This window comes from [Muricauda] lutisoli (nom. illeg.), assembly GCF_017313105.1.
GTDB lineage: Bacteria > Bacteroidota > Bacteroidia > Flavobacteriales > Flavobacteriaceae > Flagellimonas > Flagellimonas lutisoli.
In genome coordinates, this window is sequence record NZ_JAFLND010000001.1 from 1104966 (window position 1) to 1119484 (window position 14519).

Annotated in this window: 15 protein-coding genes; 7 read left to right on the top strand and 8 right to left on the bottom strand. The window is 39.8% G+C overall.

The window, feature by feature from the left end; all coding sequences use genetic code 11:
* The first annotated feature begins 15 nt into the window (after window positions 1-15).
* On the top strand, window positions 16-1329 hold the full coding sequence (locus tag J0X13_RS05195; protein WP_207070376.1) for a serine hydrolase domain-containing protein: 1314 nt from the start codon (window positions 16-18) through the stop codon (window positions 1327-1329).
* Between the two features lie 52 nt (window positions 1330-1381).
* Entirely contained in the window at window positions 1382-1771 is a 390-nt protein-coding gene (locus J0X13_RS05200) for a hypothetical protein (protein WP_207070377.1), read from the top strand.
* A 45-nt stretch (window positions 1772-1816) separates the two neighbouring features.
* Here J0X13_RS05200 and J0X13_RS05205 read toward each other — a convergent pair whose 3' ends face one another.
* Together J0X13_RS05205 and J0X13_RS05210 are read right to left on the bottom strand one after the other, a co-directional pair.
* Complete coding sequence (locus J0X13_RS05205; RefSeq protein WP_207070378.1) at window positions 1817-3052, bottom strand: glycosyltransferase family 4 protein; 1236 nt, start codon at window positions 3050-3052, stop codon at window positions 1817-1819.
* 138 nt (window positions 3053-3190) lie between these two features.
* Window positions 3191-4702 carry a DEAD/DEAH box helicase gene (locus J0X13_RS05210; RefSeq protein ID WP_207070379.1) on the bottom strand — a complete coding sequence of 504 codons (1512 nt, stop codon included), beginning with the start codon at window positions 4700-4702 and terminating at the stop codon, window positions 3191-3193.
* Between the two features lie 243 nt (window positions 4703-4945).
* On the opposite strand from J0X13_RS05210, the gene J0X13_RS05215 reads away from it, so the two are divergent.
* A complete protein-coding gene (locus J0X13_RS05215) occupies window positions 4946-5809 on the top strand; it encodes a sigma-70 family RNA polymerase sigma factor (protein ID WP_207026523.1) in 864 nt (287 codons plus the stop codon).
* Window positions 5810-6219: 410 nt separating this feature from the next.
* Here J0X13_RS05215 and J0X13_RS05220 read toward each other — a convergent pair whose 3' ends face one another.
* Together J0X13_RS05220 and J0X13_RS05225 are read right to left on the bottom strand one after the other, a co-directional pair.
* Window positions 6220-6579, bottom strand: coding sequence for a hypothetical protein (locus J0X13_RS05220; RefSeq protein ID WP_207070380.1), 360 nt, complete (start codon window positions 6577-6579; stop codon window positions 6220-6222).
* Window positions 6580-6591: 12 nt separating this feature from the next.
* Window positions 6592-7395 (bottom strand): hypothetical protein, encoded by an 804-nt coding sequence (locus J0X13_RS05225; protein WP_207070381.1) that lies wholly within the window; start codon window positions 7393-7395, stop codon window positions 6592-6594.
* 100 nt (window positions 7396-7495) lie between these two features.
* Between J0X13_RS05225 and J0X13_RS05230 the strand changes: the two genes are divergently transcribed.
* Complete coding sequence (locus J0X13_RS05230; RefSeq protein ID WP_207070382.1) at window positions 7496-8779, top strand: dipeptidase; 1284 nt, start codon at window positions 7496-7498, stop codon at window positions 8777-8779.
* On the opposite strand, the gene J0X13_RS05235 is transcribed toward J0X13_RS05230, so the two are convergent.
* The 3 genes from J0X13_RS05235 to J0X13_RS05245 form a co-directional block, all read right to left on the bottom strand.
* Entirely contained in the window at window positions 8776-9195 is a 420-nt protein-coding gene (locus J0X13_RS05235) for an acyl-CoA thioesterase (protein ID WP_207026519.1), read from the bottom strand. The two genes, J0X13_RS05230 and J0X13_RS05235, sit on opposite strands and share 4 nt — an antisense overlap.
* A gap of 172 nt (window positions 9196-9367) precedes the next feature.
* Window positions 9368-10267 carry a DUF72 domain-containing protein gene (locus J0X13_RS05240; RefSeq protein WP_207070383.1) on the bottom strand — a complete coding sequence of 300 codons (900 nt, stop codon included), beginning with the start codon at window positions 10265-10267 and terminating at the stop codon, window positions 9368-9370.
* 44 nt (window positions 10268-10311) lie between these two features.
* On the bottom strand, window positions 10312-11328 hold the full coding sequence (locus tag J0X13_RS05245; protein ID WP_207070384.1) for a hypothetical protein: 1017 nt from the start codon (window positions 11326-11328) through the stop codon (window positions 10312-10314).
* A gap of 204 nt (window positions 11329-11532) precedes the next feature.
* Between J0X13_RS05245 and J0X13_RS05250 the strand changes: the two genes are divergently transcribed.
* Entirely contained in the window at window positions 11533-11946 is a 414-nt protein-coding gene (locus J0X13_RS05250) for a glyoxalase (protein WP_207070385.1), read from the top strand.
* Here J0X13_RS05250 and J0X13_RS05255 read toward each other — a convergent pair.
* Window positions 11932-12615 (bottom strand): DUF2461 domain-containing protein, encoded by a 684-nt coding sequence (locus J0X13_RS05255; protein ID WP_207070386.1) that lies wholly within the window; start codon window positions 12613-12615, stop codon window positions 11932-11934. The two genes, J0X13_RS05250 and J0X13_RS05255, sit on opposite strands and share 15 nt — an antisense overlap.
* Window positions 12616-12707: 92 nt before the next feature.
* On the opposite strand from J0X13_RS05255, the gene epsC reads away from it, so the two are divergent.
* A complete protein-coding gene (gene epsC / locus J0X13_RS05260; RefSeq protein ID WP_207070387.1) occupies window positions 12708-13499 on the top strand; it encodes a serine O-acetyltransferase EpsC in 792 nt (263 codons plus the stop codon).
* Window positions 13492-14376 carry a cysteine synthase CysM gene (cysM, locus tag J0X13_RS05265; protein WP_207070388.1) on the top strand — a complete coding sequence of 295 codons (885 nt, stop codon included), beginning with the start codon at window positions 13492-13494 and terminating at the stop codon, window positions 14374-14376. The genes epsC and cysM overlap by 8 nt, the downstream gene beginning before the upstream one ends.
* Window positions 14377-14519 lie beyond the last annotated feature (143 nt).

Below are 14519 nucleotides of genomic sequence, written 5' to 3' on the forward strand. Positions count from 1 at the left end.
CACTAACCATTGTATATGAAAAATTGGATAGTATCAGTCTTATTGTTTTTAAGCTGTTTGGCGTGGTCACAAGAATTCGATTCCGTCAAACTAAATCAATATTTTGATCTTCTTGAGGAAAACGATAAGTTCATGGGCAGTGTCGCCGTTTCTAAAAATGGGGAATTGGTCTATACAAGGTCTGTGGGCTATTGCGATATGGCTTCTGAAACGAAGGCAACTTCCGATTCCAGATATAGAATTGGTTCCATTTCCAAAACATTCACTACTGTACTGGTATTTAAGGCTGTAGCAGCAGGTAAACTGGCTTTGGACCAAACATTGGTTGATTTCTTTCCTGAAGTGCCCAACGCAGATAAAATCACCATTAAACAAATGCTGGGGAACCGGAGCGGCATACACAATTTTACCGATGACCCTGTATACATGACTTACATGACACAACCGAAAACTGAGGACGAAATGGTGGAAATAATTGTAAAAGCAGGCAGTGATTTTGAACCAGACAGCAAATTTCAGTACAGCAACTCCAATTTTGTGTTGTTGACGTATATTTTGGAGAAAAGCTTGGGAAAACCGTACGCATCATTATTACAAAAATATATCACCGAACCTTTGGGACTTTCCGACACCTATCTTGGCGGTAAAATTGGAGCAAAAGACAACGAATGCAAGTCGTACAGGTATCTGGATAGTTGGCAGGAACAACCAGAGACCGATATGTCCATTCCCGTAGGTGCAGGTGCCATAGTTTCAAATCCAACGGACATTGTTAAATTCAGTCATGCACTTTTTGATGGTGACCTGCTCAATATGGAGTATGTGGAACAAATGAAGAACATTCAAGAGGGTTACGGATTGGGGTTGTTCAGTTTTCCTTTTCGCGGACGAACCAGTTATGGTCACACCGGCGGTATTGATGGTTTTTCTTCCATGTTCGCACATTTTAATGATGGTGATGTCACCTTTGCCATGACCTCGAATGGAGCCAACATGTCAACCAACGATATTGCCATAGCGGTTTTGAGCACGGTTTATAATGAAGATTTTGAAATGCCCGAGTTTAACACCTACGAAGTAACCCCAGAACAATTGGAGGTTTATGTTGGTATATATTCCGCTCCCGAATTTCCTTTGGATATAACAATAACCGTGGAGGAAGGTGTATTGAAAGGAAGAGCTACGGGCCAGCCAGCATTTACATTGGAAGCTATAGATGAACATGAGTTTGAGTTTGTTCCAGCAGGCATCAACATGACCTTTGATCCAGAAGAGCATACCATGCTTTTTAAGCAACGTGGAGCCACCGTAAATTTTACAAAGGAATAACATAGGCCTAACCTAACTTAGAAGAATAGATTTAACTTTATGGAAAAAAGCTATGAAAAAAGTATTTCTATTGCTCCTGTTCCCATTTTTTATGTCGTTTCAATGCGAGGACGACTTTGTTGACTCTGGATTTGAGACCTCTTATAGTATTGAAAACAGTACCGATACCGATTTGTTTTTAATTGATGATTCCAATCAAATTACGGAAATAGCGAAGCGATCTTCGATTACCATTGGGTCCACCCTTAATACAGAGACCATTTCTGTAATGCCCTCTGAATCCCTCTTGTTTCAGAGCATTAAAATATATACCTCGGAAAACGATGATTTTTTCTTGAGGTATGAACAAAATCCTATTGACGACGAATCATGGATTTTGAGTGAACCCATGGAAAATGCATTTGAATACACCTTGATCATTACAGACCAATTGCTCGATTGACGTCCCAAGTAGTTAAGTATATATCGGAGTTGGTTTGTTCAAGAATCAACCTTTATTCTTCTCCTCAATCCATTTAGCCATATACTTGGTACTGGACATTGTTTGGTGCTGCAATAATCTCCCTATAAAATTTTGCTGACGATGGATTTCCAAAGATTTGCTTAGTTGTTGTATCTGTTCTTTAAGTTGGTCCTGCAAAATTTGTTTATCATAAAAAGTTCGAAGCAATTCAAAACCCTGTTTTTGGGCTTGTTCCCATAGTTCTTGACCTTGATGCAATTCCACCGCAGCTTGTGCAAATTCATCCCAATCATCCGCAATGGTTCCATTCCAAGGTAGGTCAGCGTGCATTCCCTCTGCTCCTATCTTGGTTGTAACGCTAGGAGTGCCCACCCGCATTGCATCCAATAATTTGCCTTTGATGCCTGCACCAAACTGCAAAGGAGCCAATACAACCCTTGCATTTTTCAGTACAGTTGCCACATTATCGGCCCAGCCTTCAATATAGAACCCTGATTTGGGATGGTGCATTTCGTTCACTTGTTGTGGCAAATACGCACCATAAATATGGATTTCCGCATTTGGCAGATGCTTTCGTACGTTGGGCCAAATCTCTTGCTTCAGCACTTTGACCGCATCAATATTCGGCCCGTGTTTTCCATTACCAATGCTAACAAAACCTTTTCTAGCTTCAAACGGTACAAATTGGTCTTTGGATGTGGCTGAAACATCTACCATAAAAGGCAAATACAGCAACAAGTTCGATGGAATATTAAGTTCTTGTTGTAAAATTTCCATTTCGTACGTGGAAATCATCAAACTTATGTCACAACGGTACATACTGGCCGTCTCTCGTAACGTCATGGGATGGTTTTTCCAATCATCGATCCCAAAGGGTTTTCCTTTTTTGTGGGCCTCTTCCCTAGCCTTTCGCAAAGCGTGGAGATCTTCCGTATTTAGAATCCGAATAGCCTGAGGTGCAAATTCTGCCACTCTCCAGCCAAATTGTTCTTCGACCATAAAACGATCGAACAACACAAGGTCGGGAGAAAGTTCCCTCACAAAAGCATCAAAACTGGAATGGTTGAGCTGTATGGGAACTTCGGTGATTCCCATTTTTTCCAAATCCAGACTATACTCGGTTTTACTGGCCGTACTGGCAAAGGTTATATCGTAGCCAAAAGTTAAAAAAGCCTCCAATAACTGTTGCATGCGACATCCCGCAGCCGTTGTTGTGGGTTCTGGCCAAACATAACCAATGACAAGCAGTTTTTTTAACATGCTAAATTATAGGTACATGGGTAAAAGGTAAAAGTACTACGTGCAAATTCAATAGTCAAAGCCATTTAGATGCTACTTCGACTGCGCTCATGCTGATAGCTCTTTGTGTCAAGAAATCGATCAATCCAAAAATCTGCCTTACATTTTTGCCGCGAACATTTTGGATATGCTGGACCGCAATTTTCGCTCATAGTCCTCCTCCAACCACTCCTTATAGTTTTTGGTATTGTTCATGATACAATAAGAATACTGCTTTACTCGATATTGGATTTCATCCTTCAACTCCTTGGCCAAAATACGGGCATCGAACACATCCTCGCTATTCTCCACACAAATCTGGGCATGCTGTTCAATACTTTTTTCCAATACGAGCTTGGATTTTTTGCCTTGGGCAAAGATTTTCTTGTATTCCTCTTTTACATCAAAAGAGATGTTGTCGGACTTGCTAAACTTGGCGCGAAGTTCTTCGGGCATCTCGTAAACAAATTCACGTTCGATTTCTTCATCATTCTTGATATTCTCCAAATAGAAATCTGGAAAATAAAAGATTTCTTGCCAATCCACTGGTGCATCCCAAGGTCCAAAACGGGCAATATTGTTACCCATATCAATTACATTGAACTCATTTTTATTCGGCAAAACCCTAGAGCCCCTACCGATCATTTGAAAATATAGCGTAAGTGATCGAGTAGCCCTGTTCAATATGATGCTTTCCACCGTTGGTTCATCAAAGCCAGTGGTCAAGATACTTACCGAGGTCAAAATAGCATCGGGGGTTTCGGCAAACCACTCTAAAATCTCTTTCCGTTCGGTCGCGGTGTTTTTATTGTCCAAGTGCCTAACGTTGTACCCCGCTTTTTTAAAGGTCTCGTATACGTAAAGGGAGGTGTTGATACCGTTGTTGAAAATAAGTGTTTTGGTGCCTTTGGCAATTTCCTCGTAGGCTGTCAGTAATTTGCCCAACATGCTGTGGGCACTATAAAACTCGTCCGATGATTTTACGGTATAATCCCCGTTGATGCCCAGTTTTAGCGTGCGTAGGCTCACATCGTAGTTGTAAAGATTGGCCTTGGCCAGGAAATTTTTATCGATCAACGATTGTATGGATTCACCAATGATCAAGTGCTTGTAGTTATCCTTCATCGGGAGTTTGATGTTGGAACTCAGAGGGGTTGCCGTTACGCCCAAAATGGTGGATTTATCAAAGTACTTGAACAGCTTTCTAAAAGAATTGTAGTGGGCCTCATCAATGATCACCAAACCGATATTGTTGATTTTCACCTTTTCTTCCTGCAGTCGATTGTTCAAGGTTTCCACCATGGCCACAAAGCACATGTAATCATCCTGATCGTAAAGTTCTTTTACTTCACTATTGATGACCTTGTTGGCCACTCCGAAACCTTTCAGCATTTTAGAGGTTTGTTTACTGAGCTCAATACGATGCGTCAGTACCATTACTTTTTTGCCCGTACGCTCGATAAACCGTCTGGCAATCTCTGAAAACACCACAGTTTTACCTCCGCCCGTGGGCAATTGGTACAAAATATTGGTGCCCTCCGGAAGCTTGTCCAGCTGGGTAAAGATTTTATTCAGGTCTTCTTCCTGATAATCGTATAATGTTTTCTTCTTGATTTCTTTGTTTACCTCCAAAGGGAAAATGCGTTATGGATTCTTAAATAAAAAACCCTACAAAATTAGGGGTTTTTTGTGCTTGAGACCAATACTCGGATGCTTTTATATCAAAATTGTATCAACAATTAAAAATTGACCACTTTTTTACATAAATCCCCTATTTGCTCATAACATTTTGATAAGAATAACATTTTCGACTTGGAAAAATGGAGATTATAATGTATAATGATAGCTTATAACACTAGAAAACCAGATATAAGAATGAGGCAGCTAAAAATCATCAAACAGGTCACGAACCGAGAGTCTAAATCGCTTGACAAATACTTGCAGGATATCAGTAAGATCGATTTGATCACCGCGCAGGAAGAAGTTGAGCTAGCACAGAAGATCAGGGCCGGTGACCAAGCTGCTTTGGAAAAATTGACCAACGCCAACCTTAGGTTTGTGGTCTCCGTGGCAAAGCAATACCAAAACCAAGGGCTAAAATTGCCCGATTTGATCAACGAAGGTAATGTGGGGCTGGTAAAAGCGGCCAAACGTTTTGATGAAACCCGTGGGTTTAAGTTTATTTCCTACGCGGTTTGGTGGATACGCCAGTCCATTCTGCAGGCCTTGGCAGAGCAATCACGTGTGGTTCGACTTCCCTTGAACAAGATCGGGTCCATCAACAAGATAAAAAAGACCTTCTCTTACTTGGAACAAGCCCACGAGCGTCCGCCATCTCCAGAAGAGATTGCCAAAGAATTGGATATGACGGTTTCCGAAGTAAAACAATCATTAAAGAATACTGGGCGTCACGTGTCCATGGATGCTCCGCTAAAAGAAGGGGAAACATCCAATTTATATGATGTACTGAATGCCGGCGACTCGCCAAAACCGGATAAAGGCTTAATGCACCAGTCTTTGAATACCGAAATAAACAGAGCTTTGGATACCTTGTCGCCAAGAGAAGCAGATGTGGTCAGGCTTTATTATGGGATTGGTGACCAACCATCCATGACCTTGGAAGAAATCGGTACTACCTTTGATTTGACCAGGGAGCGTGTGAGACAGATCCGTGAAAAGGCAATTAGAAAATTGAGGCACACCTCAAAAAGCAAAATTTTGAAATCTTATTTAGGATAAGATATTAAGCTGTTGAAAATAAAAAAGGGGATGCTGTTGTCAGCATCCCCTTTTTTATGATATAAACTTAAACATCATGGTTTGCTCAAAAGACTAATATCAAAATCAGTGAGCATGTCTTTCAAATCTTGAATAAAATTCAAATAAGCTGTGTTTTCTTTGTTATTGTTTTTCATGGTAACAAGTTTTGGGGTGGTTGTCTACTATAGGTAATCAAGTTCGGCAAGCTCGTTAACTGTCAAAATTTCGTTCAGTTCTTGTAAAAAGGCCAAATACTCTTCTCCGTAGGTGTCGTATAACATGATAATCTTTGGTTTTTGTTCGGGGTTTTAGGTATAACGTTAATTCATTTTAAAGATTATTCCATAATCAAGAAATGTGGTGTACATCCTATTTTGAGTGGTGTAGTCCTATTCTTTTTTCATATTTAAAATGTCCAGTTCCACTTCAAAATCAAGGTCCTTATCAACTTTACTTGGCCTTATATCAAATTCATCGTAGATAAAGCAAAGGTTCATCGGCAACCTTCTTCTCTCTGTATTGGACATTACACCAAGTTTGGATTGCAATTCCTTTTTTATTTCAAAAGCTTTATTACTTATTTTGGGGTCGTCATGAGACTCCAGCTCGGCAAGAAAAGGTATTTCTTTCCTATCCCCCACTTTTAGCATTTCATCCATCAACATTAATCGGCATTCCATATCCTTGGCGTGCTGAAACAATGGATAAAATATACTTTGTAGGTACTTTGGAAGTTCTTTGCTTGCCATGTTCGGGGTATTTTACATAGTTCTGAATATTTCCATTTCAAAATCTATCTGCTCCTGAATACGTGGATATTCCTGTAGAAACTGGTCATACAGAAAATTAAGATGCTTTACATCTTTGTCCGTTTTACACAATCTTGAAACCTGTTGGATAACTTCCAAAAGACCAAAAGCCTTCATCATTCGAAGTGATGGTATGATTTTTTGGCATGAAAGTTCCAGTTCCGCAAAGTTTTCGTTGATCAGATTGACTTTGGCACTGCCGATAAACTCAAAAATATTTTGTTTGAACATGCGGACCAGTTCTTCCAGCAATTCCATTTGTCCCATACAGTCCTCCAAAACAGGCTGTAGATCAACACTTTGAGAGGAAAACCCAGCCTGAAGGCTCTTTTCTATAAATTCAAAATCGGACATACGCTCTGTATCTTTACGCTGACCTTGATCTTTTTCAGCTGTTTGCTGCACCAGTTTCTTTAATTCTTCTACTATTTCTTGCTGATCTTTGGAAAGGGGTGTCCCTTCCAAGGCCTGAATCAACGATAAAAGTTTACCACTACAGTTTTGGTCGGAGTCTTTGGTGTCAAGACTTTGAATACCTACTTTTTTGTAGATGCTTTCGAGCTGTTTCATTTCAGAAACACCAAAAACCTTATTCTCCAGTCCTATTTTAAAGACTTCAAAAGATTTTTTGAGCTCTCCAGCCTCAACCACACCCAGTTCTTCATAGGAGAACGAGCTCAATCCGATTTCCAACTTTTCTAGATATGTTAACAGTTCACGTGTTCTCAACTTATTGCTATAAAGGTTATTAATCATTCTAAAAATGTTGATAAAACCTACGGATTACAATTTATTGTTCCGTAGCATTCGTATTTTGTTGTCAAATTGCTTTATTTGTATGTGTAAAAAACCAACCATGAAATATTTTTATCTACTCCTAAGCATTACGCTATTTATCTCCTGCGGAGAAAAAAAACAAGAAAAGACCGAAACCTTGGAAGAAAAAGCCCAACGGATTCACGATTCCGTGATTACGATTGACACGCATGATGACATCAACGTTCAAAATTTTACGGACAGTATTAACTATACCCAAAAATTGGACACCCAAGTCAACCTTCCCAAAATGAAAGAAGGTGGTTTGGATGTGGCTTGGTTAGTGGTGTACACAGGTCAGGACACTTTGACTGCCGAAGGTTATGCCAAAGCTTCCGAAAATGCAATCTCCAAATTCGAGGCCATACATAAGTTGTGTGAGGAAATTGCTCCGGATCAAATTGAATTGGCACTTACCTCCGACGATGTGAGAAGAATTGTGTCAGCTGGGAAAAGAGTGGCCATGATCGGTGTTGAGAATGCTTATCCCATTGGTGAAGACCTCTCTAAAATTGAAGAATACCAGCAACGCGGCGCCCGCTATATGTCGCTTGCTCACAATGGACATAGCCAGTTTAGCGACTCCAATACAGGAGAGCGAGACAGTGTTTGGCTTCACGATGGATTGAGCGAACTTGGTAAGAAGGCCGTTGCAGAAATGAACCGAGTTGGAATAATGATCGATGTTTCCCATCCGTCCAAAGAAGCCATGAAACAAATGATCGAACTTACCAAAGCCCCTATCATTGCTTCACATTCTTCTGCCAGAGCACTTTGCGGCCATAGCCGTAACTTGGATGACGAGCAATTAATGCTTTTGAAAGAAAATGGAGGGGTTGTGCAGACCGTAGCCTTTAGTTCTTACTTGAATACTGAAAAACACGAAGCCCGTGCTGCCTACATGACAGAAATCTATAAAAAAGTAGCCGACTCCTTGGATGTTGCTTGGTACGAGCGTTCTCAATTTGGTTCTTTAACGGACGAACAGCGCGAAGAATTCTTTGCCAACTACAGAAATATTAGGAACATTGGCGAAGAATTGGCAGCAACCGACCCCAATGTGCCACCCGCAGTAAACGTGTCCGATTTTGTGGACCACATAGACTATATGGTGGACTTGATCGGTATTGACCACGTGGGTATCAGCTCTGATTTTGACGGAGGTGGTGGCATTGAGGGGTGGTCGGATGCATCCGAAACCTTCAACGTAACCTTGGAACTGGTAAAAAGAGGTTATACCGAAGAAGAAATAGCCAAATTATGGGGTGGCAACTTATTACGAGTACTGGACGAGGTTCAGGCCGTAGCCAAAACCATGGGCTAAGAAGTAGCTTTTTGTTCTTCTTTTTCCTTTTTGGCCAAGCGGTCCTTAACGTATTCTATCTTCGTTTTGCCGTGGGCCTTGGGATTACCGTTGTCGTCCAAGTTCACCATAATGATATTGTCAACCGTGACAATACTTTCGTGGGTCATCTTATTTCTAACTTCACAATTCAGTGAAATGGAGGTGACCCCGAATTTTATCACTTCGATACCAATTTCTATGATATCGCCCTCGCGGGCAGTGCTCATAAAATTGATTTCGGACATGTATTTTGTAACAATTTTTTTGTTCTCAAGTTGGATAATGCTATACAACGCAGCCTCTTCATCAATCCAAGCCAATACCTTTCCTCCAAAAAGAGTTCCATTGGCATTCAAATCTCCTGGTTTTACCCATTTTCGTGAATGAAATCGCATAGTTGAAACGTTTAGAATTCTAGTACAAAGTTAGATCAATCCGTTGAAGATGGTTCTTCTTAACCCCTTTAATTTATGCGAATTACGAATTTGAAATATTTCGCACTGGGCAAGTATTGAGTAAACAATTTTAAATACCCAAGATTTTAAACTTGATCAATTTGGGGCCTATTTAATCAAATAAACGCTTTTGTGGGGGCAAAGTGGTTTTGGGAATGTGCAAATCAAAACCTAATTTTTCGTTTAGCCGCTTTATGAAATAGGCGGACAACAAAGGTGATTCCAACTCAAGGTTTTGATGCACAAAGAAATGAATGTTTTCCAATCCCATGGACATCCAAGAAGACAAACGATCGACCCAATCATCCAAACGGGAATAATCGGATTCGTGATTGGCACCAACATATCGAACAAAAGCCTCATTCTTGGTCATTAGCATGTGCATAAGGTCTCTCCTGCCAGATGTATCCACCAAAATATTGGCAATGTTGTTTTCTTCCAATAAATGATAAAGTTCATCGGCCACTTTTTGATCGTTGAACCAATCGGTGTGCCGAAACTCCATGGCCAAAGGAAACTCTTTGGGCCAGTATTCCACAAAACGGACTACCCTATCCCAATTTTTAGGTCCGAAGTTATTGTGCATTTGCAGAAAAATAGTCCCCAACTTTTCTCTCAATAGAGGGGTTACTTCCAGATATCGGTCTGCTGCTTCCAATGCCTTATCGTTCATTCGTCGAAGATGGCTTACTTCCCTGGTCATCTTAGGAAAGAATTTAAAACCCTCTGGAGTCTTGTCATACCATTTTTCATACTGTTCGGCAGGAAATATACGATAGAAGGTGGCATTCAATTCAATACTGTTGAACTGAGTGGAATAATAGGCCAATTCATCCTTTGTGCCTCTTGGATAGAAATTTTTGAGTTCCTGCCTGTTCCACTTGGCGCAGCCCACATGTATTTTGGTTTTTGCACCTGTCTTGTTTTTAGATAGTACTACATGGGTATCGGGATGGTCGGGTGGTATGGTAAAGTCTATAAGTTCTGGATGGTCTACTTTTCCGAATTTCATTTAATGTAATCTCTGTGGTAATTGGTTTTCCCGCAAACTCTTTGTCATGAATTTTGTTGTAATGCAATTTCCATTTTTTCTTTGAAGTCATGGGGTTCATCAACATAAAACCCAATGGTTTTATACTTTTTCTTGATGCCGTAAAGACCTTGCAATGTATTTTCTTTTTTCAAATTGATTACAACATTGTGCTGTTCCAGTTCTCCTAGAGGGGACAACTTCAAAGTTGATTTGTCCTTTTTCAGGTCCGTTGTCGATAAATCTACATGATCTATAATGGAAAAGGGAATCTCTGTTTCGCCCATGATACCATATCGTAATATAAGCGATTTATTACCCATAAATATTGGCCTTTTAGATAAGGATTTTGCAAAACCCAACAGTTGGAACACGCAGTAAATGCTAAGGGCGGTCGTAATCCAAGCTGCTGTTTCGCTCCATTTGGAAAGTAAAAAATGTAATCCCACGGTTTCAATGGCCGCGACCATCAGCAACCCTATAAATAAAGAAGGTGAGCCGCTTTTTTTGTGATAGGTAAACTCACCATCTTGGACTATCCTTTTTTTCCAATTGATTAAGCCATAATAAAATACGGCCACTTCCATAGCAAAGATGGACGCCAAGTTTTTGGGCAAAATTTCACCGGAGCTGTTCTTTAGTGCATCATAAAAGTCAAGAGTTAAATTCATTTTCGCTTTATAATGCTTTACAGCTTTACGAACCTTGAATATCACGAAACTCAAAATGGAAATTTCAATTAAGGGCAAAATCCATTTTTTAAATAATTCCAAATAAGTCTGACTTTCCTTTGGCAAAAAATATGAGCCGACCAATAATCCAAGGATCAGTACTGGGACAATTGTTGTTTTTGGTGTTTTTGTTTTTCGGATGAGCAGGAAATAAACCAATGGAACTGTAAACAATAGATCAATGGTAATGGACAGGTCCAATATATCGTTCCCGACCATCTGGGAGGATTGCGTAATAAATATTAGAATTGCCAACAAACCAATTGGAATTCCCAAATTGATAATATTTCGGGTTAATTGTGCACTTTTCATAATGGTTAAGTTCAATAATCTTTAATGGTGCCATTGGAGCTTTGTTCTCATTTTGACAGACGAATCACGTTGCTTTCAAAGGCTGGATATATTGCGACACTAAGGTAATTAAATAAAAAGGTTGTTCATAACATCGTTGACAACTATTGCGATATTTAAAAGTGTGCGATTCATCATTCTGTAATTTTATTAAAAATCACAACCATGGATTCACAATCCGACCGTCGATTGGACATTCGTCCAAGCATTCCCGAGTCACATTTTAACAGCCAAATGGGGTTTGACGAGCATTTTCAGAACAAGACCCTTCGCCCAGTCATCAAACTTCAAAACTATTTGTTGGTAGAGGCTTTCAAGAATTATGCGAACAAGCATAAAGGTGTTTTTTACGAGCTCTCTTTGGAGAAAAAACTCCACTACATTGAGCGGGCCATCCAAAAGGATATCAAATTCAGGAACTCCCTAAAGGGAATGATCATTGGGCAATTTACCGTTGAAGAATACCAAAATTATATCACCAATTCTTCTGCCCTGAACAAAAGAATGATGAATATGGTGGTGGAACGCCTTAAAGATCAGATCCAACTGTTGGAAGAAGAAGCCTTATTCCAAAATTGATTCCCCGTTTAAGTTGGTGGTAAGGATATCGCTCATTAAGTCAAAATACGGGCGTATGGCCCTGTACGACTTATCCACCTCGTCCAAAAAGGAAGATGAGAGCACTTCATCGTCAGAAAGTTGACGCATGAAAACAAACTGCTTTTTTCGAATGAGGTCAATATCCGGATGTTCCTTGTCAAAACCTTTCGGGGCCGTTTTTACCTCTTCTCCCTGTAATTCTCCCCAAACGGATTTCAGTTCTTTTTGGTTAATGACCTCCCGAAATTCATCGGCATCCATTTCCAGTTCCTTTCGTATTCTGAAAAGATCTTCTTTGTTCGGCGCCCAGAATCCAGCCCCTAAAAAAGATTCCCCTGGTTTAATATGAACATAGTAACCACCTCTTAAATGTGCCCCTAAACGGGAAAAGAATCCGGCAAAATGGGTTTTGTACGGTGTTTTGTCCTTAGAAAAGCGCACATCCCTGTAAATACGGAACAGCTTCATTTTTTCAATATCATCATGATGGCTTAAATTGACCTTTGCCGCTTCAAGAAAATTCTTTACTTCGGATTGATGTTTTTTAAAAATAGGCTTCTGTTCTTCGAACCACTCCCTATTGTTATTGTTTTTAAGTTTGGTCAAAAAATCAAAAACCTCCTTTGATATCGTAACATTAGACGCCATATATCGATAATATGTTATTTTTAAATTAAAGTTACCCTTTTATACTGGCGTATGGTAAGGATTTGTCTAATTTTAAGACAATATAGTGTAGTATGGACAAGGAAAAAATTATCGCCGAACTCAACAGACACAAAAAACTGCCTTATCTCGATTACAGGTTAAAGCAGGAAACAGAGGATTTCACTGACACTCTTTTTTATACTTTATTTGATGCCAATACCCCTGTGGCCATTAACTTAGAGTTGTTGGAGAAGAAATTCAATAAGCTTATGGATATGGCTTGTTGGGATTTGGAAAAACCAAATGAGGAACTGTGGGGCAATTACATATCACATTTGCCACAAATCTTGGAAAATCTAAATCTAGATGCCGAAGCCATTCTAAATTGTGATCCAGCATCATTGTCCATTCAAGAAATTTATATGGCATACCCCGGTTTTTATGCTATCGCCATATATCGTTTAGCACATGAGCTTTATAAAGAGGATGTACCTCTTATACCAAGAATGATGACGGAATACGCTCATAGGCAAACAGGAGTGGATATAAACCCAGGGGCCAAAATCGGAAAGTCCTTTTTTATAGATCACGCTACAGGTGTGGTCATTGGAGAAACAGCCGTAATACATGATAATGTGAAAATTTATCAAGGTGTCACTTTGGGAGCACTTTATGTAGCAAAGAATTTAGAGAAAACGAAACGTCATCCCACCATAGAGAACAATGTAACCATATATGCCAATGCTACAATTTTGGGTGGTGATACCGTGGTAGGAAGAAATTCAATTATAGGTGGTAATGCTTGGATTACTTCGTCTGTTCCACCTAACTCCAAAGTTTATCATACACCGGAAATTAAAATAAAGACTACCCCAAATGTCTAACAGCATACTAGATCTTATTGGAAACACACCTTTGGTGGAATCCAAAGTATTGAATACCAATCCCAATGTAAAAATCCTGTTTAAACTTGAAGGGAACAACCCCGGAGGCAGTGTAAAGGACAGACCTGCTTATAATATGATTAAAAGCGGACTGGAACGCGGTGACTTTACCAAGGAATCCAAATTGATAGAAGCCACTAGTGGAAACACGGGCATAGGATTAGCTATGATCGCCGGTCTTTTTGGGCTTGATATTGAATTGGTAATGCCAGAGAATTCTACCAAAGAACGCGTTCAGACCATGCGTGCCTATGGAGCCAAGGTTACCTTAACACCAGCTGATGTAGGTATTGAAGGAGCTCGGGATTATGCAGAGGCCAAGGTCAAGAATGAAGGTTTTAAAATGCTGAATCAATTTTCCAATAATGATAATTGGAAGGCACATTACAAAACCACGGGTCCAGAGATTTGGAGAGATACAGAAGGTGCAATCACCCATTTTGTGTCCAGCATGGGAACAACAGGTACTATTATGGGTACATCCACTTATTTAAAGGAACAAAACCCAAATGTTCAAATTGTTGGTGTTCAACCCACCGATAATTCCAAAATCCCTGGAATCCGTAAATGGCCAAAAGAATACCTTCCTAAAATTTTTAATCCGGAAAAAGTGGATACCGTAATGGAGGTCAGTGAAAAAGATGCCGTAGAAATGGCAAAAAGATTGGCGAAAGAAGAAGGTATATTTGCTGGAATGAGCAGCGGAGGAGCTGCAACTGTAGCATTACGACTTGCCGAAAAATTGGAAAGCGGCACCATAGTTTCCATAGTTTGTGATCGTGGCGATCGTTATTTATCCTCTGATTTATTCGATTAATCAAGATTTTATTTCGTGTCGGTTTTTTAGGGTTTCATGTCGGATTTTTCGCATTATCCAACATAGTTCGCAGGTCATCGATTTCTTTAAAATAGTGCTTTAAAAAGCTCGTTCTTTATATCAAATATTAGTCCCAAATCTAA

Excerpts from the sequence above, each read along its gene's own strand:
- J0X13_RS05195 (WP_207070376.1), top strand. The coding sequence starts at position 16 with ATGAAAAATTGGATAGTATCAGTCTTATTGTTTTTAAGCTGTTTGGCG.
- J0X13_RS05200 (WP_207070377.1), top strand. The coding sequence starts at position 1,382 with ATGAAAAAAGTATTTCTATTGCTCCTGTTCCCATTTTTTATGTCGTTT.
- J0X13_RS05205 (WP_207070378.1), bottom strand. The coding sequence starts at position 3,052 with ATGTTAAAAAAACTGCTTGTCATTGGTTATGTTTGGCCAGAACCCACA.
- J0X13_RS05215 (WP_207026523.1), top strand. The coding sequence starts at position 4,946 with ATGAGGCAGCTAAAAATCATCAAACAGGTCACGAACCGAGAGTCTAAA.
- J0X13_RS05220 (WP_207070380.1), bottom strand. The coding sequence starts at position 6,579 with ATGGCAAGCAAAGAACTTCCAAAGTACCTACAAAGTATATTTTATCCA.
- J0X13_RS05225 (WP_207070381.1), bottom strand. The coding sequence starts at position 7,395 with ATGATTAATAACCTTTATAGCAATAAGTTGAGAACACGTGAACTGTTA.
- J0X13_RS05230 (WP_207070382.1), top strand. The coding sequence starts at position 7,496 with ATGAAATATTTTTATCTACTCCTAAGCATTACGCTATTTATCTCCTGC.
- J0X13_RS05235 (WP_207026519.1), bottom strand. The coding sequence starts at position 9,195 with ATGCGATTTCATTCACGAAAATGGGTAAAACCAGGAGATTTGAATGCC.
- J0X13_RS05240 (WP_207070383.1), bottom strand. The coding sequence starts at position 10,267 with ATGAAATTCGGAAAAGTAGACCATCCAGAACTTATAGACTTTACCATA.
- J0X13_RS05245 (WP_207070384.1), bottom strand. The coding sequence starts at position 11,328 with ATGAAAAGTGCACAATTAACCCGAAATATTATCAATTTGGGAATTCCA.
- J0X13_RS05250 (WP_207070385.1), top strand. The coding sequence starts at position 11,533 with ATGGATTCACAATCCGACCGTCGATTGGACATTCGTCCAAGCATTCCC.
- J0X13_RS05255 (WP_207070386.1), bottom strand. The coding sequence starts at position 12,615 with ATGGCGTCTAATGTTACGATATCAAAGGAGGTTTTTGATTTTTTGACC.
- epsC (WP_207070387.1), top strand. The coding sequence starts at position 12,708 with ATGGACAAGGAAAAAATTATCGCCGAACTCAACAGACACAAAAAACTG.
- cysM (WP_207070388.1), top strand. The coding sequence starts at position 13,492 with ATGTCTAACAGCATACTAGATCTTATTGGAAACACACCTTTGGTGGAA.